We start from the raw sequence: 18,630 nt of genomic DNA, 5'->3' as shown, positions 1-18,630 counted from the left end.
AGGCTGAATGGATGGGTTTTTAGCGGTCGGACGTGATGCTCCAGTCGCGCGTGAATAAGAAGTTACCAAAGTAGTGTTGCCGCGATAACAGGCAGGGATAAACTCAAGATGAGCGTATTGTGCCAGCGAAAGGAGGGACATCATCATGCGCCAGCCAATGACCGCACTCGAGCGGGTGCATGTCACCGAAGTCGGCCCTCGCGACGGGTTGCAGAACGAAGAGCGTGTGCTGACTACCGCCGAGAAAGTGGCGCTGGTACGTGCCCTGGTGGCCGCCGGGGTCAAGGAGTTCGAGTTGACCTCGTTCGTTAGCCCGCGCGCAGTGCCGGCGTTAGCCGACGCCGCTGAATTGGTGGCCGAACTCAAGGATGTCGAGGGCATTCACTTCTCGGCGCTGGTGCCTAACCTGCGCGGTGCCGAGCGGGCGTTGGAGGCGGGCATCGACTCCATCGTACTGTTCGTCTCGGCCTCGCAATCCCACAACGCCAAAAACGTCAATCGCAGCGTGAAAGAGTCGCTGCGGGACTTCGAGCAGATCGCCAGAGCGCTCGAGGGCAGCCCCATCGAGTTGCGTGGGGCAATCGCCACGACTTTCGGCTGCCCCTTCGAGGGTAATGTCGATGTGCGAGCGGTCGGCAATATCGCCCGGCATTTCGCCGATATCGGCGTGCGTTACGTATCGTTGGGCGACACTACCGGCATGGCGACCCCGCCCCTGGTGAGCGAGCGCATCTGGCACCTTCGTGAGGTCGCGTCGGGCATCGAACCCACGCTGCATTTTCACAATACTCGGGGAATCGGGCTTGCCAATGTGATGCAGGGGCTGGCGCTCGGGGTGGATCGTTTCGAGAGTTCGATCGGTGGGCTTGGCGGCTGCCCCTTCGCGCCCGGCGCGTCGGGCAATATCGCCAGCGAGGATCTGGTCTACCTGCTGACCGAAATGGGCATCGACACCGGCATCGATCTGCCGCGCCTGATCGAGGCGGCCCATGTCGCCACTCGCCTGATGGGGCGACCGCTCCCCGCGCAGGTTTCCAAGGCCGGGCCGCGTTTGGCGTTGAGCGATTGTTCGGCGGTTCCCACGGCGAGAGGGTAAGCATGCTGCATACGCATTCACGGTCGCATTCCAATCGAGCCGGGTCGCTCGAGGGTATTCGTGTCATCGATCTGACGCGGGTGATTTCCGGCCCTTTCTGCACCCAGATACTCGGCGATCATGGTGCCGATGTGATCAAGGTCGAGCCGCCGGGAAAGGGCGATATCGTGCGTTCCCAGGGCAACATGATCAACGGCTTCAGTTGGTATTTCGCCCAGTTCAACCGCAACAAGCGCTCGCTGACGCTCGATCTGCGCAGCGAAGAGGGCAAGGCGATCCTGCATAAGCTGCTGGAGAGCGCCGACGTGCTGGTGGAGAACTTTCGCCCCGGCGTTATGGCCAAGATGGGGCTCGACGACGAGACGCTGCGCGAGCGCTATCCACGCTTGGTGGTGGGGCGAATCAACGGCTTCGGTTCCGATGGCCCTTATCGCGATCGCCCGGCCTATGACTTCATTGCCCAAGCCATGAGCGGCTTCATGGGCGTCAACGGCGACGCCGCCGGCGAGCCCATGCGCGCCGCGCCGCCACTCAGCGACATGGTCGCCAGCCAGAATCTGGCGTTCGGCATCTGTGCGGCGCTGGTGCGTCGCGAGCGCAGCGGCCAGGGCGATATCGTCGAAACCGCCCTGACCAACGGCCTGATCAGCATGATGGGCTATCTGGCGGCGGAATACTTTGCCACGGGGCAGGTGCCGCAACGTACCGGCAACGACCATCCCATGCTCTATCCCTACGGTCTGTTCAAGGCCAGCGATGGCGAGGTGGCGATCGCCCCTAGCAACGACATCATGGTCGAGCGCTTTCTGGGTGCGCTGGATATGCTGCACCTGCTCGACGACGAGCGCTTCGCCGATAATCGCCAACGCATGGACAATCGCGAAGCGCTGCGCGAGATACTGACAACGGTGACCGAGCGGCGCAGCGTGCAGGAGTGGATTGAACACCTGAACCGGGCCGGCGTGCCCTGCGGGCGCGTATTCACCCTGCGCGAAACCTTCGACGACCCCCAGGTACAGGCCCAGCAGATGCAGTTGGAGCTGGATCAGGGTGAATACGGCAAGGTGCCCACGACCGGTTTCCCGGTGAAGATGAGTGAGGCCCCGGCGGCAATACACCGCTGCGTGCCGCGCTTGGGCGAGCATACCCGCGAGATTCTGGCGCAACTAGGGATCGGTGAGGGCGAGGAGAACGCCCTTCGCGAGCGAGGCATTATCTGAGCTACGCTATTACGTGGTTTTACACACTGCTAACGAGTAGTGACCATCATAAGGAAAACAACATGGCTATCTTCAAGCGATCAGTGAATGGTGTCGCCGCTACGGCGTTGCTGGGATTGGGTCTGGCATTCAGCGCCCCAAGCCAGGCCTTGCCGATCAGCGAGTGTCTGGCCCCGGCGGACCCGGGCGGTGGCTGGGATTTCACCTGCCGCTCGGTCGGTAAGCTGCTCTACGAACTCGACCTGGTGGAAAACCCGGTGCAGGTCACCAACATGCCGGGTGGCGTGGGTGCCGTGGCCTACGCCGATGTCGCCAACAGCCGCGCCGACGACAGCGACCTGATCGTCGCCACCAGCACGGTGGGCGTGACCCAGATCGCCCAGGGGCGCTATCCAAGCGGCGCCGATACCATGCGCTGGCTGGCGATGCTGGGCACCGACGTGGGGGTCATCCTGGTCGATGACGATAGTCAGTATGAAACGCTCGAACAACTGCTCGATGCGGTGGTTGAAGAGCCGTCATCGGTGGTCATGGCAGGCTCCAGCGGTGTCGGTGGTTGGGATCACATCCGTGCGCTAATGCTGGCCAAGGCCGCTGGGTTGCCATCGGATCAGTTCGGCGGCATGCGCTGGGTGCAGTTCGATGGCGGTGGCCCCGCCGTGACGCAGATGATGGGCGGTCATGTCGACGTGGTGTCCACCGATCTGGGTGAGATAGCTGGCTTCATCGAGTCTGGCGACGTGCGGGTTCTGGCCGTGCTCTCAGAAGCGCCGCTCTCCCCACCCTTCGATGAGTTGCCCACGGCGGCATCCCAGGGCTATGACGTGGTCGGCTACAACTGGCGTGGCTTCTATACCGGGGGCGAAGTTTCCGACGCCGATTACGCCACCATGGTCGATACCCTGAAGGCGCTTTACGACAGCTCCGAATGGAAGACCGTGGCCAAGAACAGCGGCCTGGAGCCGCTGTGGCGCGGCGGTGAGGAATTCAGCGCCTTCGTGCGCGAATCCATCGAGCAGGTCGAGGAAATTTCTCGCGAGATCGGGGTCATTCAGTGATTGGTGCGGACACCCCACCGCCGCGGGAACACGCGGCGGTGGGTGACCGTATCGTCGGAATACTGCTGGCCGTTATCGCGGCCGGTGCCTGGTGGCATTCCCACACCTTCGTAACCGGCTTCATGCACACGGTAGGACCAGGCGCGTTTCCGCGCCTGGTTAGCATCCCGCTGGGGCTGTTATCGGTCTATCTGATCGTTCGCCCCGGCTTCAATCAGCGCTGGCCCGAACATTCGGCGCTATTGCGCCAATTTGGCCTGTTGGTCGTGTTGGGTGCTTATGCCGCCCTCCTCGAACCTTGGGGCTTTCTACCGGCGACACTCCTCGCAACGACCATGTTGGTTCGTCTGTTCGGTGCGAACTGGAAGCAGGCGATGGGCAGTAGCGCACTATTGACGGTGGCGCTCTACCTATTGTTCGAATTCGCCTTGGGTATCCCGCTGCCCGATATTCCTGGAATGAGTGATTAAGCCACCTTCATGGATATACTCAGCTCTCTCGCGCATGGCTTTACGGTGGCGATCGAACCCCAGCACCTGTTTCTGGTTCTGATCGGCTGCATCATCGGTACGTTGATTGGCGCCTTGCCGGGGCTGGGACCGGTCAATGGCGTGGCATTGATGATTCCGCTGACGTTCAATTTCGGGCTGGCACCCACCGCCGCCCTGATCCTGCTGGTCAGCATCTATTACGGTTGCATGTATGGCGGGCGCATTAGCTCCATTCTGCTGAACATTCCAGGTGATGAACCGGCGATGATGACCACGCTCGATGGCTACCCCATGGCCCTGAAAGGGCGCGGTGGCGAGGCGCTGGGGATTTCTGCCGTGGCGTCCTTCGTCGGCGCGACCATCGCGACCGTCGGCCTTACACTGTTTGCGCCATTGTTGGTGGGTTTTGCGATCCGCTTCGGGCCCGCCGAGTACTTTGCCCTGTTCCTGCTGGCCTTCGCCACCATTGGCGGAGTGACCAGCGGTAGCTTCACGAAGAGCTTCATTGCCGCCTGCATCGGCCTGTTGCTTGGCACCGTGGGCATCGATCCGGTCAGTAGCGTGCCTCGCTATACCTTCGGTTGGTACGAGATATACAGTGGCATCGACTTCATCGTTGCCCTGGTCGGGCTGTTCGCGATATCCGAGTGCCTGTTCTTTCTCGAGGATACGCGCCATGGCAGCAAGCCGCGCATTCAGGTGGGCTCGGCCATTCCCGGCATGAAGAGCTCTCTGCGGTGCGGTCCGACCATCGGCCGTGGCTCGCTGATCGGTTTCATATCCGGAGTGCTGCCGGGCGCCGGGGCGTCCTTGGGCAGCTTTCTGGCCTACGTGCTGGAAAAGCGCTGGCTGGGTCGCAAAGGCGACTTCGGCAAGGGTGATCCACGCGGCGTGGCGGCGCCGGAGGCGGGCAACAATGCCGCCGCCGGTGGCGCGCTGATCCCCATGCTCTCGTTGGGTATACCGGGGAGTGGCACGACGGCGGTGCTGCTGGCCGTGTTGCTGACCATGAACATCACGCCGGGGCCGCTCTTGTTCGAACAACAGCCCGATATCGTCTGGGGGCTGGTCGCCGCGCTGTTCATCGGCAACATCATGTTGCTGATTTTGAACATTCCGTTAGTCGGGCTGTTCGCCCGGGTGCTGCAGGCTCCCCCCTGGTTCCTGATGCCGATGGTGGTGCTGGTGGCCTTTGTCGGCATTTACTCGCTCAGCAACAGCGCTTTCGATCTGTATATGATGCTGGCATTCGGGGTGCTGGGTTACATCATGCGCAAGCTCGAGTTTCCGACGGTTCCGGTGGTGCTGGGGCTGCTCCTGGGTGGGCAAATGGAGTTCAACCTGCGCCGAGCCATGGCGATCTCCGGCGGCGACTGGAGCATCCTGTGGAGCAGCGGCATCTCGATTGGCATCTATGCCTTCGCCGGTATCCTGATGATCGCGGGGCTGGTGTATGGGTTACTGGTCAACCAACGCGGCAAGCTTCGATGATAGAGCGCTGCCGAGCCATCATGAGGCCCGTCTCTCATTACGACCAGCGCTAACGATGAAGTGCGAGTCGCTTGGTAGGCCGCCCCAATAGATTTCCGGTGAGCCGATAGAGCAGGTACAAGAACGCCAGCGGAAACAGCATCGTCTGGATGATGAAGATCATGGTCAGGTCGATGACCCGGTCGGTGATGGCGTCGAAGCGCTCGGTCATGCCTTCGACGGGATTGCTTACCAGGTCGCTGACGCTGTCGGTCAGGCCATCCCACCAACCTTGTTGTTCTTCGTCACTGCCGTCGCGACTGGCGATCTGACTCTCGGCCAGTGCCTTCAGTTGCCGCTGGCTGCTTTGCAGTTGCGCCATGGTCGTGTTCCTGGATTCTTCGAGGAAGGCCTTTTCGGCCAGGCCACTGGCCAGCGCGACGACGATCACCGCGAAGCGCAGGAAGGCCAACACCAGGGTGGTGTTTAACGCCACGCGCCGCCAGCGTTTCTCTCCCAGCGCTAACAGCGCGGCGCTGATTAGGCAGGAAAGCGTAAATAACCCCTTGATGATCGCGCTCGATGACATGCCGAGCAGCAGCTTCTGTAGCGCCAGCGAGCCGCTGGCGGCGAACATCACCCACGAGAAACGCTCGATCATGTCGTTGGCCGGGTCGAGCGCTTCGCCGACCGAGAGCTGGAAGACCTGGAAGTCCACGGTGGAGGATTGCAGCACCGAAATGGTCGCGTTCAGGCCCTTGGCGATGGCGAACGCCGAGAAGGCACTGCCCAGCGCGTCGTCGATGGTCGCCCTGGCCAGCGCTTGTGGGAAATTCAGCCAGGAAAGCAAGGCGATGGCCAGCAGCGCGACGATGATCATGGTGCGTCGTGACATGGCGATTCCCATAGACCTTGTTATGAAGGGGCTACAGCATAAGCCGCATCCATGCGCTGGATCACCTGTTGGGCGTTGCGATAAATCTCGTCGCACCAATGACTGGGTGCCAGCACTTCGATATTCGCGCCCATGCCCATCAGCCACCAAAGCGTCTGTTGGTCGTCGGGAACCTGGGCGTCGAGGCGCTGCCAATCGCTATCGGGCTCGGGCGTCAGGCATTGCTCCCGGGTCAGTGGCGTTTCCGACAGTAGCCAGGCGACCTGCGGTGAGACGCGTGCCCTCAGCGTGACATCGTCGGGGCTCTGACGATAGCCGAAGGCGCCGGCCTTGATGTAGTCGTCGAGATCGAACGCCGCCATCTGGCGCAGCGGCTGCGAGGCGAACGAGGCGGCCCGGATGCGGTGCAGGGCGAAATGGCGGATATCGTCGTAGTCGTTGGCCATCGCCAGTAGGTACGTCACGCTGTGCCGGCTGACCAGCCCTTGCGGGTGCAGCGTCATGGGTTTCTCTTCGCCACGGCTGCGCGACAGATAGCGTACCTCGAGCGCCTTGCCTTCCAGCAACGCCTGCGCCACGACTTGCCAGAGCTCATCGTTCAGCGGCGCGGGTAGCAGGGCCTTGCCGTTGGGAATGGCGCGCACCCGTCGCGACCACTGGCTGATGCCGTTGCCTTCCAGGCCATTCAGCCACTGGCGCGCGGCGCGAAACTGCGGGTCGAGTCGACCGGCCACGGCGGGCGGCAGCAGCCCCTTGAGATATTCCTCGGTCAATACCAGCGTCAGCGCGCTGGCGGTATCCAGCGCCGGTAGGTTGCAATGAAAGTCGCGATCGAAGTACCAGCGATAGGGGCGTTCGCTGTCATCGCAGACCAGTGGAAAATGCAGGGCGAGCTTGTCGCGCAGGTCGCGTTGCAGCGAGCGCATGTCGATCCGGTAGCCACGCTCGTTGAGTTTCTCGAGCAGAGTGGTGGTGGCGATCTTGTGGGGATGACGAGGAATTAGCTGTAACAGCGTCAGATAGCGAAACGGCGTGTCGCGTGAGTCGGCCATGGGGTTCCCTGTGTGCTTGGTTCGCTTTATTAGCGCTCTTTTATAGTGAGGCTACCGCGAGGCTGGTTCGGTGACCAGCGACATGGATTGTCGTATCGCTCTCGTAACCTGAGTGCTCATCGGGTGCGAGGAGACGATCATGCAATCGGCACAACGAATCGAGCGTTCACAGGCTTGCCTGTTCGGTGGCGCGATTGGCGATGCCCTGGGTGCGCCGGTCGGGGCGATGGATTGGCCGGCGATTCGCGGGGAATTCGGCGAGTCGGGCGCTCAGGCATTGGCCCAGGCCTACGGCGGGTTGGGGCGGGTGACCGGCGACACCCAGCTGATGCTGTTCACCGCCGAGGGCATGTTGCGCGGCTATGTCCGCATTCAGGAGCGTGACACCTACGCCCCGGGACTGACGATTCACCACGCGCTGATCCGTTGGTTGACGACCCAGGGCATGCCCACGATGGTGCCGCGCATCGACAACGACGCGGGGTTGATTGGCGATCCGCACCTGCATGCGCGGCGTTCGCCAAGCGTGGCCTGTATCGATGCCTTGTCGCGGGCCCCGGCGTTTGGCTGGCAGGCAGGTGGCACCCAGCGAGGCGGCGGCGTGATGCGCATCGCCCCCATCGGACTGTTTCCGTGGGGAGACTTCCTGCTTTACCACCGCGAACGCGCCTTCCAGGTTGCCTGCGAGTCGCTGCGCCTCACCCACGCGTATCCCGGTGATTATCTCGCCGCCGGAGTGTTCGCCTATCTGATCAACGGCCTGCTCGAAACCCGGCACTCGCTTGAATCGCTGATGCTCAGGGCACTGACGTTCATGGACAGCGGTGCCGGCCTCAATTTTCACCCGGGCGTTGAGGAGCGTCGCGAATTGCCACGCAGCCGGGCACGCATTCGTTTTCTGCTCGAGGCGGCACTCGATTTTCATCGCCGCGGCATCGTTCCATCGCCGCAAGGCATCGATGTTCTTTGCAATGACCGAGGCAGCGAAGAGCTGTTGGCCATCGGCATCTGGTGCGCGCTGATGGCCGGGAATTATCGCCAGGGCGTGCTATGGGCGGTCAATCACAGCGCCGCTAGCAGCACCGCAGGGCTGATCGCCGGCCATTTGCTGGGGCTGCGTTTCGGGCTGGAGGGTTTGCCACCCGCCTGGCTCGAGGCGCTGGAACTGCGCGACTGGCTGGATCGCCTGGCGCACGACCTGCAGTGGCTGCCGCGCGTTTATCGGGGGCATGGCCATGGGGCATATGATGCCGAGTTGAACGCGCGTTATCCGGGTTGGTAGGCCGGGGCTTTGTCGGCATCGACGCCCGGAACGATCAATTCACCATCGCCCTCGCCGAGCAGAAAGCCACGATTGATCTCGATGGCTTCACGCAGGAAGTCCCACAGCAGACGCACCCGCGAGAGCCGGCGTTGTTCCTGACGCGCAGTAATCCAGAATTGCCGGGTAATGTCGATCTCATCGCCCAGCAGTTCCACCAGTGGCGCGGCGTTGCCGGCCATGAAACACGGCAGAATCGCCAGCCCCGCGCCATGGCAGGCGGCACTGTACTGGGTGGTGACGCTGGTGCTGCGCAGGCTGAAGCGTGGGTTCTCGACGCCGCTGACGCTGGGGTCGAGCAGCGGGTCCAGGTAGCAGAGCTGCTCGCTGAAGATCAGGTCGTCGATATAGCCGATCAGACTGTGCTGGGCGAGTTCGGCGAGTCGGCGAGGCTCGCCGTGACGTCGCAGGTAATCGCGGCTGGCGTAGAGACGCAGGGCATAATCGCACAACCGCGAGACCACCAGCCCGGCGCTATCCGGGCGGTCGACGGTAATCGCCAGGTCGGCCTCGTGGCGGCTCAGATTGACCACGCGTGGCAGCGCCAGCAGATCGACGGTGATGCCTGGGTGGCGAGCGCAGAACGCCGACAGCAGCGGCGCGATCACCCAGGTGCCGAAACCTTCGGTGACGCCCAGGCGAATCTGCCCGCTAACCTGATGATTGTGATCGATCAGGCTCTCGCGGGCGCCCGTGGCGTAGCGCTCCATTTCCTCGGCATAGATCAGCAGTTGCTGACCGGCCGTGGTGAGGTGGTAGCCATGCGTGCTGCGCTCGAACAGTTGGGTGTTGAGGCGGCTCTCGAAGCGCCGGGTGCGTCGCGAGACGGTCGAGTGATCGAGTCCCAAGCGGCGCGCCGCATCGGTCAACCGCTCGCAACGAGCGACTTCGAGAAACACCTGAATGTCCTGCCAGTCGAGCACGATCGGTTCCTTTGTGCATGAATGCACAAGCAATGTGCTGCGCTGGCGATTGTCTGTCAACACGACCCCTGACTAGACTCAAGGGATACGTTCCCGTTGGTATCCAATAACCACAACATTCTCAGGAGTCATCATCATGTCAGTCAGAGAAATTGCCCTGTATATCGACGGTAAGCCCGTCATGTCCGAGTCCGGTGAATGGCGCGATGTCGTCAACCCGGCGACCCAGGAAGTCGTGGCGCGGGTGCCCTTCGCCACCGCCGAGGAAGTCGACCGCGCCGTGGCCAGTGCCAAGCAGGCCTTCACCACCTGGCGCAAGGTGCCGCTGGGTAAGCGCATGCGTATCATGCTCAAGTTCCAGGCGTTGCTGCGTGAGCACACCACCGAGATCGCCGCGCTGATCAGCGAGGAACACGGCAAGACGCTACCCGATGCCGAAGGCGAGGTGGGTCGCGGCCTAGAAGTGGTCGAGCACGCCTGTTCGATCACCTCGCTGCAACTCGGCGAAATCGCCGAGAATGCGGCGACCGACGTCAACGTCTATTCGCTGAATCAGCCGCTGGGCGTCGGCGCCGGTATCACCGCCTTCAACTTCCCGATCATGCTGCCGTGCTTCATGTTTCCGCTGGCCATCGCCACCGGCAACACCTTCGTGCTCAAACCCTCCGAGCAGGATCCATCATCGACCATGCGCTTGGTCGAGCTGGCCATCGAGGCCGGCATTCCGCCCGGCGTGCTCAACGTGGTGCATGGCGGGCCGGACGTCGCCAACCAGATCTGCGATCACCCGGACATCAAGGCGCTGTCGTTCATCGGCTCGACCCACGTCGGCACGCATATCTATGAGCGTGCCGGGGCCGCCGGCAAGCGCGTGCAGGCGATGATGGGCGCCAAGAACCACTGCGTGGTGATGCCCGACGCCAACCGCAGCCAGGCGATCAACAACGTGCTCGGCTCGGCCTTCGGCGCCGCCGGCCAGCGCTGCATGGCCAACTCGGTGCTGGTGCTGGTGGGCGAGGCGCGCGAGTGGCTGGATGAAATCGTCGAGAAGTCCCGCGCCATGAAGGTCGGCCCCGGCACCCAGCGCGACGCTGATCTCGGCCCGCTGGTATCGCCCGCCGCGCGCGATCGCGTGGTCAAGCTGATCGGCGTGGGTGAGTCCGAAGGTGCCAAGCTGGCGCTGGACGGGCGCGGCATCAGTGTCGATGGCTACCCGGATGGCAACTTCGTTGGCCCGACCATCTTCAGCGACGTCAGCGCCGAGATGACCATCTACAAGGAAGAGGTCTTCGGCCCGGTGCTGTGCGTGGTGGGTGTCGAGACGCTGGACGATGCCATCGCCTTCATCAACGCCAACCCCAACGGCAACGGCACCGCGATCTTCACCAACTCCGGCTGGGTGGCGCGGCGCTTCGAGAACGACATCGACGTCGGCCAGGTGGGTATCAACGTGCCGATTCCGGTGCCGGTCGCCTACTTCAGCTTCACCGGCTCGCGGGCCTCCAAGCTCGGCGATCTCGGTCCCAACGGCAAGCAAGCGATCCAGTTCTGGACTCAGACCAAGACCGTGACCTCGCGCTGGTTCGAGCCCGAGAATATCTCAGGGGGGATCAACAGCACGATTTCGCTGTGAGTTGATGGGTTAAGCGGGAAAATATACGCAGCCCTGTCTCATTAGAGGCGGGGCTGTTGTCGTAGATGGGCGTGTTTCTTGGGAACGGTTACATCATCAAAGGGTATTCAACTTACCAAAGGGTACATGGACCGAGGGCAGGATATCGCTAGTGGCGGTCAGGTGGGATTCTTGATCATCGAAAAAGATATGCGGTTTGATAATACCGAGCACATGTTCCTTGGCAATACCTCCCAGGAAATACGCTTCGTTGACTGTCACTCCCCAGCTACGCATGGTGTGAATAACGCGTTCATGTGCAGGGGCATTGCGCGCGGTAACGATGGAAACGCGCACTCGGGGGTGATATCGGCCGTTGGTGTCTTTCTCGCGCTGTTTTTCTAGTTCCTGGATCCGGGCCAATTTGCGTAGAAAATCGGCAAGCAAACCAGGCTCGGCCGGTATGTGTGCATTCTCACGCTCATGCGCACGAAATGCCTCGATACCTTGCTGCTGATATATGGTTTCGGACTCATCCGAAGCCAGTACGCCGTCGAAATCAAAAGCAATGCGTAGTTCGTCTTCCTCCGTCAGATCGAAGGCACTGGATGACAGGACTTGGCCGGCCGGATTGCCTGCGAGAATCGCTTGATCGACATCTTGTTTGTGCGCGGATAGGAACAGGCTGATATTCAATGCGGGAATAAAACGGTGTGGGTAGCGTCCCTGTAGGAAAATGGCGCGAGTAATTTCCAGTTGGTGATGCTCGATGGACTTCATGACACGCAGGCCCGTTTCCGGGTCGTTACGCGACAGAAGCATTACTTCGATGGGCGGATTAAGCGGATCCAGCTCGTTTAGCGACAACAGCCTTTTGATGAACGGGAAGGCTACGCCAGGTGTGAGAGGTGAGTTTTCATACTCACGTTGATATTCCCGATAGCTCGCTTCGCCTTGTTCGCGAAATACCCTGTCCGATTCATCCAGGTCGAACAGCGCACTCGAGGCGAGGCCAATCACCAAACGCTCCCTAAGATCATAAGGCATGACCATTCCCCTTCAGATTAAGTAACCAGCCGCCTTGATCTACTCGCGCCAAAGAGGCCGACTCCGCCAGTTTGCGGGAAAGCCCATGTGTTGTGGATCAATACCATAGCGCATCATCAATTCTTGGAAATGCTCGCAGAAACGGTGGTGTCTGCTGATGCAATCAAGCAGGTACAACAACGTGGTCAAGGTGTTATAGAGCTTGCGTTGAGCCGATTCCTCGGCCTGAGCAGTCAGGCTATCGCCCAGTACGCGAGGATCGCGTGGTAGCACGAATTTTAAGGCCAGCTCTCGATTCCACAGCCGCGCATGATGGGCGCAGTGGTTACGTACCACGCTGAGATGATGCAGAAAGGAAATTAGCAGGCGTTCATCCAACCCGTATACACGTGAAATTGCGTTACGATCTTCGCGATGTGCCAAGTGGCTAATCCATTTCGAGAGTTGACCAAAACTCATGATTTCTACAGTAGCCCAAATGGGAGGCAGCGGCTCTTGATACTGGTCGCGAAAATGCTTGATGAAGACTTCGCGATTGCTCTGTACGTCGCGAAGTAGTCCGGCAAGGCCATTGCGATAATTCCAACGGTTGCTGTCAGCGAACAGTGCGCTTTGCAGAAGCGCATGAGGCCCGTGTCTGCTACCTATTTGGTAGGCAAAATGGCCGCGTACCGAGACTTCGACACGCTCGATGGCATCGAGTAGCAATAGCCTCAGTTCCCGATCGAATAGATAGTGATCGAGTACAGTTTCGAAACGCGTGCCATCCCTGAAGCGGTGGCTGGCATGGTCATCTTCGAACGGTAGCCAATATGCCGCGAGACGATAGTAATTCAAGTGTGCCAAGTAGTGCAGCGCTCGGGGTTCGTCACCCACTTGCATGCCGCGTTCTTTTAGGCGGGCGAGTTGTTCGGGGTAGGTTAGGGCGGGTTTGTCGTATTTCATAGGCGCCGCAAAAAAGTAACCCCCCATGGTGCGCTGATCTGACGGGAAGCGTGGGGGGTGTTGTTATTGCTTACTTTAGCGACACGCCTGGGCGGCGTCAATGTCTGGTATACAGGGTAATCGATATCCATCGTTACTCCTTTATGTGGTAAAAGCCACTAGTTGGCACAGGTTATCGCTCACACAGCTTTACACATTCGCACCTTAGCGTGAAGATAACCCTGCACGGCGCAACCGGCCGTGCCACCACAATCCATTCACCCACTGTCGCCAGGGGTGTCCCGCTTGCCAAGCGAGCAGCGAGGCTGAGAGTGCGTTTCCGTCGGGAGGCGCTGACCCTGGAACCTGATCCGGTTCACACCGGCGGAGGAAGCGCGACATGTTTTATATCACCCTGGCTGCGCTGGGCGCGGCCTTGTTGCTGTTTGCCGTTCTCGGGCTGCGTGCGAGTCGCGCCGATGCCCAACTCGATGATTATGTGACCGCGCGAAATTCCCAGGGCGCTTCGACGCTGGGGCTGTCTTTTCTGGCCTCGGGAATGGGCGCGTGGATCCTGTTCGCGCCACCCGAAGTCGGTGCCTTCGTCGGGCCTATAGCGCTTGCCGGCTACGCCATCGGTTCGGCGTTGCCGTTCATCGTCCTGGGCCTGTGCGGCCCGTCGATTCGCCGCCATTTGCCGCAGGGGCGCAGCATCGGCGAGTTTGCCGAGTCACGCTTCGGCGTCGGCGTGCGCCGCTATGTATCGTTGATATCAATACTCTACATGGGTTGTTTCCTGGCGGCGGAGTTGACGGCAATCGGTGGCATCACCTCGCTGCTCTCCGATGTGCCGGGTAGCGTGGCGGTGATCGGCGTGGCGATCACCACGTTGATCTACACCACTTGGGGCGGGTTGCGCGCGAGCCTGGTCACCGACCGCTGGCAGGCGCTGCTGTTGATCGGCCTGCTCGCGGTGGTGGGTTTCGTGGCGCTGGATCGCCTGCCGGCGCTTTCCGCCGATGCCGTCATGCCGAGCGTGCCGACGGGCAGTGCATTGGGCGTGGCGTTGACACTGGTGATCGCGGTGACCGCCGCCAATCTTTTTCACCAAGGCTATTGGCAGCGCGTGTGGGCGGCTAGAAGCGGCCAAGCGCTGGGGCGTGGTGCGCTGCTGGGCGGCGTGACGACCGTGGTGGTGGTCGCCGTGGTCGGCGGCCTGGGCATCGTCGCCGCGATGAGCGGGATGGCGCTGGGTGAGCCGCCGCTGCCGTTCTTTGCCCTGCTCGATGGCGCGCCTGCCTGGTTGACACTGCTCGCGCTGGTGCTGGCGGTGACGCTGGTGGCATCCAGCGTGGATACGCTGCAAAACGGCATCGCTTCGCTGGCGGTGGATGAGGGCGACGGTCTCGCTCACAAGGGCCGCTCACTCGGTGGTGCGCGCTTGATCACCGTCGCGTTGATGGTGCCGGTGGTGGTGATCGCGCTGCAGGGCATTTCGGTGCTGCGGTTGTTCCTGATCGCCGATCTGCTGTGCGCGACTGCCGTGGTGCCGGTATTGCTGGGGTTGTGGTCGCGCATGAGCACCGCGGCGGCGGTCAGTGGTGGCGTGGCGGGGCTGATCGGTGCGCTGCTGCCGGGCTGGATCGCGCAAGGTGATTTGATGGCGGGTCTGCTGGCCGCCAGCTTCCCGGGTGGCGTGCCGACGCTGGGGCCGTTCGTCGGGGCACTGGCGGCATCGACATCGGTTGGTGTGTTGGTTGCCGTGTTCAAACCGCGCCTGGCGCATCAATACGGTTAGTTGCAACCGCCGGGACCAGGTTCCAGACTCAAAAGCAGTGTAGCGAACCGCCACGGAGAGCCATGCCATGAGTGAGGAACACAATCAGGATCAGCGCCGCCGCTATTCCGGCCCAGTGGTCGATGGGCCCGGCAAGGCGGCCAGCCGTGCCATGCTGCGTGCGGTGGGCTTTACCGATGCGGATTTCAGCAAGCCGCAGGTGGGTATCGCCTCGACCTGGAGCCAGGTCACGCCCTGCAACAGCCACATCGATAAGCTCGCCGAAGATGCCAGCCAGGGCGCCGACGAAGCCGGCGGCAAGGGCGTGATCTTCAACACCATCACCATTTCCGACGGCATCGCCAACGGCACCGAGGGCATGAAGTATTCGCTGGTCTCGCGCGAGGTGATCGCCGATTCCATCGAGACGGTGGCGGGTTGTGAAGGCTTCGACGGCCTGGTGGCGATCGGCGGCTGCGACAAGAACATGCCGGGCTGCCTGATCGGCTTGGCGCGGCTCAACCGCCCCAGCGTGTTCGTCTATGGCGGGACCATTCTGCCCGGCGAGAATCATACCGATATCGTTTCGGTATTCGAGGCGATGGGTGCGCACTCGCGAGGCGACATCGACCGCATCGAGGTCAAGCAGATCGAAGAAACGGCGATTCCCGGCCCGGGCTCGTGCGGCGGCATGTACACCGCCAACACCATGGCCTCGGCCATCGAGGCGCTGGGCATGAGCTTACCCAACTCCTCGGCGCAGAACGCCGTCTCGCAAAACAAGCACGATGACTGTCGCGCCGCCGGGGCGGCGGTACTCGATCTGCTCGAGCGCGATCTAAAGCCCAGCGACATCATGACCCGTGACGCCTTCGAGAACGCGATCACCGTGACGATCGCGCTGGGCGGCTCGACCAACGCCGTGCTGCATTTGATCGCCATGGCCAGCGCGATTGGCGTCGAACTCACGCTGGACGACTTCACGCGTATCGGCCGGCGTGTGCCGGTGGTCGCCGACCTGCGCCCCAGCGGCCATTACATGATGTCGGAACTGGTGGAAATCGGCGGCATCCAGCCGTTGATGAAAACTCTGCTCGACGCCGACCTGCTGCACGGTGATTGCCTGACCGTGACGGGTAAAACGCTGGCCGAGAACCTCGCTGACGTCGCGCCCTATCCGGACGACCAGCAAATCATCCAGCCGCTCGACAGGCCGATCAAGGCGCAGAGCCATCTGCGCATCCTCTACGGTAACCTGGCGCCCGGCGGGGCGGTGGCCAAGATCACCGGCAAGGAGGGCACCCGGTTCAGCGGTCGGGCGCGGGTGTTCGGTTCCGAGGAGGAGGCCCAGGCACGCATCGACGACGGTAGCGTGGTCGCCGGCGACGTGGTGGTGATTCGTTACGAGGGCCCTAAGGGCGGCCCCGGCATGCGCGAGATGCTCACTCCTACCTCGGCGATCATGGGCCGTGGCCTGGGCAACGAGGTAGCGCTGATCACCGATGGGCGTTTCTCGGGCGGCAGCCACGGCTTTGTGGTCGGGCATATCACCCCGGAGGCCTTCGAAGGCGGACCGCTGGCGCTGGTTGCGGAAGGCGACGAGATCACCATCGACGCCGAGGCCGATACCCTCACCGTGAACATCAGCAGCGACGAGTTCGAGCTGCGCCGCGCTGCCTGGCGCCGGCCCGCGCCGCACTACATGCGCGGCGTGTTGGCCAAGTATGCGCGGGTGGTGAGTTCGGCGTCGGAGGGTGCGGTGACGGATTTGCCTAACTGAGCGCGAAATCCATGTGCGCCTGCTCATGGCGCAGCAGCCACTGTTTTCTTTCCAGCCCGCCGGCGTAGCCGGTCAGTTGCCCATTGCTGCCGATCACCCGGTGGCAGGGCACGATGATCGACAGCGGATTACGCCCGTTGGCGGCGCCCACGGCGCGATGGCTGTTGGGGCTGCCGATGCCACGGGAAATCGTCGCGTAGCTGCATGTCTCGCCATACGCGATCCCGCGTAATTGCAGCCACACGCGCTGCTGAAACACCGTGCCCTGAGGCGCCAGTGCTACGTCGAAGGTTTGCCGTCGACCCTGGAAATACTCCTCCAGCTGGGTCTTGCAACGCTCGATCAGTGGATGGGTGTTAACAGCCTTGACCGGCTCATCGACGAACAGAATATGCGTGATGCCCGCATCGCTTGCGCGTATTTCCAGCAGGCCGATGGGGGAGTCGGTCGGGGTGAAATAGTCCAGGTACATGTCAGCGATTCCACAGTTGAAAGGTTAGATAGCTGCGCCAGGGCGAGGCAGCGGCGGGGTCGGCGCTGCCCAGCTCGCCGAGGGCTTTCTTCACGCCGAGATCGCCACCCAGCCAGATATCCGGGTGGCTGGCGCCGCGCATTCGCGCGTAATCCACCGTCCATTGGCCGATGCCTTTCAGCGCCAGCCATTGGTTGGCGTCGCGCGTGTCCTCGTGATCCAAATGCCACTGCGCGAGGCGCTGAAGCGTTTCTCGGCGTGTGCCGGGCATCTTCAAGAAGGCCAGATCGCTTGCCGCGATGCGCGCCGGCTCGGGAAAGCGACGGCGCTGGGCACTGGAAAGGTCATCGAGCGGCTCGCCGAGCTGATCGACCAATGTTTGCACCAGCCGCCGCGCGGCGACGATCGATACCTGCTGACCGAGAATCGCCCGTATGCCGGCCTCGAACTGACTCCATATGCCTGGCAGGCGTAACCCCTCGATCAGCGGCAGGCCAGGGATTGCCTGGGCCAGATGCGCTTCGATCCGCCGGGTATCCGCGTCCAGGTCGAGCATCCGGCGAATGTTGTAGACCACCGATTTCATGGCGGTCAGATCGTCGATTTCCAGCGCGACGAGGAAGCGGTGTCGATGCGGGTCATGCGTGGCGGTGAAGTGCCCCTTGGCTTTTCGCCAGGTGAAGCTGCGACCGTAGTAGTCGTCACCAATCCACTCCAGGCCATCGATCAGGCGTTTGGCCAGGAAGCCTTGCAGCGTTTGCCAGGCATAGGGCGGGCGATAGGCGAGTTGCAGCGTGAGCTCGTTGCCGTCCGGCTTGGATTGGCGGCGTAGCTGGCTGGGGTTGAGTCCGATCTGCGTCTTGAAGCAGTCGTTGAAGCGCCGGATGCTTTGAAAGCCGCTAGCGTAGACCACATCGGTGACCGGCAGATTGGTCTGATGCAGCAGCTGTTTGGCAAACAGGCATTGCTGATAGAGCGCATAGGTCTTCGGCGAGACACCGAAACGCTTCTGAAAGAGTTGTCGCAGGTAGCGGTCGCTGATGCCCAGGCGCTCGCTGAGCCGGCCCAGCGAGGCGTTCTGCAGGGCGCCTTCGTCGATCAATTGCAAGGCGCGCTCCAGGGTGGTGTCCACGCCCTTCCAGGCCGGCGAGCCGGGCGCGCTGTCCGGTCGGCAGCGCAGGCAGGGGCGGTAGCCGGCATGGGCCGCTTCGACGGCGCTCGAAAAGTACGCCACGTTGCGCTCATGCGGCGGCGTGGCCGGGCACACCGGGCGGCAATAAATGCCGGTGGTCCTTACCGCGGTAAAGAACTGGCCGTCGAAGCGCGGGTCTCGCGACAGGCGGGCGCGATGGCAGGTATCCGAATCCAGCACGATAGTCTTTCCGAGCCATGAAGATGCTACCCAGTGTAGAGCGGCGCGCGGCGATGACTAGCCGGAAACGGAACTCAATGGAAAAGCCGCCGTGGCAATCGTAAGCGTGAGGCTTTCCGG

16 protein-coding genes are annotated in these 18,630 nt (G+C 62.1%); 9 read left to right on the top strand and 7 right to left on the bottom strand.

What is annotated here, in order from left to right; all coding sequences use genetic code 11:
- Positions 1-145: 145 nt before the first annotated feature.
- The 5 genes from BLR92_RS15095 (at position 146) to BLR92_RS15075 (ending at position 5,356) form a co-directional block, all read left to right on the top strand.
- A complete protein-coding gene (locus BLR92_RS15095) occupies positions 146-1,096 on the top strand; it encodes a hydroxymethylglutaryl-CoA lyase (RefSeq protein ID WP_089730047.1) in 951 nt (316 codons plus the stop codon).
- Between the two features lie 2 nt (positions 1,097-1,098).
- Positions 1,099-2,316, top strand: a complete 1,218-nt coding sequence (locus BLR92_RS15090) for a CaiB/BaiF CoA transferase family protein (protein ID WP_089730045.1) — start codon at positions 1,099-1,101, stop codon at positions 2,314-2,316.
- 62 nt (positions 2,317-2,378) lie between these two features.
- Positions 2,379-3,374, top strand: a complete 996-nt coding sequence (locus tag BLR92_RS15085) for a Bug family tripartite tricarboxylate transporter substrate binding protein (protein WP_089730043.1) — start codon at positions 2,379-2,381, stop codon at positions 3,372-3,374.
- A gap of 38 nt (positions 3,375-3,412) precedes the next feature.
- The gene (locus tag BLR92_RS15080) at positions 3,413-3,844 is read left to right on the top strand and encodes a tripartite tricarboxylate transporter TctB family protein (protein ID WP_175488831.1); all 432 of its coding nucleotides are present in this window, start codon (positions 3,413-3,415) and stop codon (positions 3,842-3,844) included.
- Between the two features lie 9 nt (positions 3,845-3,853).
- Positions 3,854-5,356 (top strand): tripartite tricarboxylate transporter permease, encoded by a 1,503-nt coding sequence (locus BLR92_RS15075; RefSeq protein ID WP_089730039.1) that lies wholly within the window; start codon positions 3,854-3,856, stop codon positions 5,354-5,356.
- A gap of 49 nt (positions 5,357-5,405) precedes the next feature.
- On the opposite strand, the gene BLR92_RS15070 is transcribed toward BLR92_RS15075, so the two are convergent.
- Together BLR92_RS15070 and BLR92_RS15065 are read right to left on the bottom strand one after the other, a co-directional pair.
- Positions 5,406-6,230 carry a hypothetical protein gene (locus tag BLR92_RS15070; RefSeq protein ID WP_089730037.1) on the bottom strand — a complete coding sequence of 275 codons (825 nt, stop codon included), beginning with the start codon at positions 6,228-6,230 and terminating at the stop codon, positions 5,406-5,408.
- A gap of 20 nt (positions 6,231-6,250) precedes the next feature.
- The gene (locus tag BLR92_RS15065; RefSeq protein ID WP_089730035.1) at positions 6,251-7,282 is read right to left on the bottom strand and encodes a helix-turn-helix transcriptional regulator; all 1,032 of its coding nucleotides are present in this window, start codon (positions 7,280-7,282) and stop codon (positions 6,251-6,253) included.
- 139 nt (positions 7,283-7,421) lie between these two features.
- On the opposite strand from BLR92_RS15065, the gene BLR92_RS15060 reads away from it, so the two are divergent.
- The gene (locus BLR92_RS15060; RefSeq protein ID WP_089730034.1) at positions 7,422-8,564 is read left to right on the top strand and encodes an ADP-ribosylglycohydrolase family protein; all 1,143 of its coding nucleotides are present in this window, start codon (positions 7,422-7,424) and stop codon (positions 8,562-8,564) included.
- On the opposite strand, the gene BLR92_RS15055 is transcribed toward BLR92_RS15060, so the two are convergent.
- Positions 8,549-9,526 (bottom strand): LysR family transcriptional regulator, encoded by a 978-nt coding sequence (locus BLR92_RS15055; RefSeq protein WP_089730032.1) that lies wholly within the window; start codon positions 9,524-9,526, stop codon positions 8,549-8,551. The genes BLR92_RS15060 and BLR92_RS15055 overlap by 16 nt on opposite strands.
- 136 nt (positions 9,527-9,662) lie before the next feature.
- On the opposite strand from BLR92_RS15055, the gene BLR92_RS15050 reads away from it, so the two are divergent.
- Entirely contained in the window at positions 9,663-11,159 is a 1,497-nt protein-coding gene (locus BLR92_RS15050) for a CoA-acylating methylmalonate-semialdehyde dehydrogenase (protein WP_089730030.1), read from the top strand.
- 96 nt (positions 11,160-11,255) lie between these two features.
- On the opposite strand, the gene BLR92_RS15045 is transcribed toward BLR92_RS15050, so the two are convergent.
- On the bottom strand, positions 11,256-12,185 hold the full coding sequence (locus BLR92_RS15045) for a 5'-nucleotidase (RefSeq protein ID WP_089730108.1): 930 nt from the start codon (positions 12,183-12,185) through the stop codon (positions 11,256-11,258).
- Positions 12,186-12,224: 39 nt separating this feature from the next.
- Positions 12,225-13,130: an Abi family protein gene (locus tag BLR92_RS15040; protein WP_089730028.1), complete on the bottom strand. Its 906-nt coding sequence runs from the start codon at positions 13,128-13,130 to the stop codon at positions 12,225-12,227.
- A gap of 379 nt (positions 13,131-13,509) precedes the next feature.
- On the opposite strand from BLR92_RS15040, the gene BLR92_RS15035 reads away from it, so the two are divergent.
- Positions 13,510-14,907 carry an SLC5/6 family protein gene (locus BLR92_RS15035; protein ID WP_089730026.1) on the top strand — a complete coding sequence of 466 codons (1,398 nt, stop codon included), beginning with the start codon at positions 13,510-13,512 and terminating at the stop codon, positions 14,905-14,907.
- Between the two features lie 67 nt (positions 14,908-14,974).
- Positions 14,975-16,666 carry a dihydroxy-acid dehydratase gene (ilvD, locus tag BLR92_RS15030; RefSeq protein ID WP_089730024.1) on the top strand — a complete coding sequence of 564 codons (1,692 nt, stop codon included), beginning with the start codon at positions 14,975-14,977 and terminating at the stop codon, positions 16,664-16,666.
- Here ilvD and BLR92_RS15025 read toward each other — a convergent pair.
- Both BLR92_RS15025 and BLR92_RS15020 read right to left on the bottom strand, forming a co-directional pair.
- Positions 16,659-17,138, bottom strand: a complete 480-nt coding sequence (locus tag BLR92_RS15025) for a methylated-DNA--[protein]-cysteine S-methyltransferase (protein WP_175488830.1) — start codon at positions 17,136-17,138, stop codon at positions 16,659-16,661. The two genes, ilvD and BLR92_RS15025, sit on opposite strands and share 8 nt — an antisense overlap.
- Before the next feature lies 1 nt (position 17,139).
- Positions 17,140-18,510 (bottom strand): DNA-3-methyladenine glycosylase 2 family protein, encoded by a 1,371-nt coding sequence (locus BLR92_RS15020; RefSeq protein ID WP_089730022.1) that lies wholly within the window; start codon positions 18,508-18,510, stop codon positions 17,140-17,142.
- Between the last annotated feature and the right edge of the window lie 120 nt (positions 18,511-18,630).

Origin of the sequence: Modicisalibacter muralis (assembly GCF_900102945.1) — a bacterium.
Taxonomy (GTDB): domain Bacteria; phylum Pseudomonadota; class Gammaproteobacteria; order Pseudomonadales; family Halomonadaceae; genus Modicisalibacter; species Modicisalibacter muralis.
This window is presented reverse-complemented; position numbering and strand designations above follow the sequence as displayed.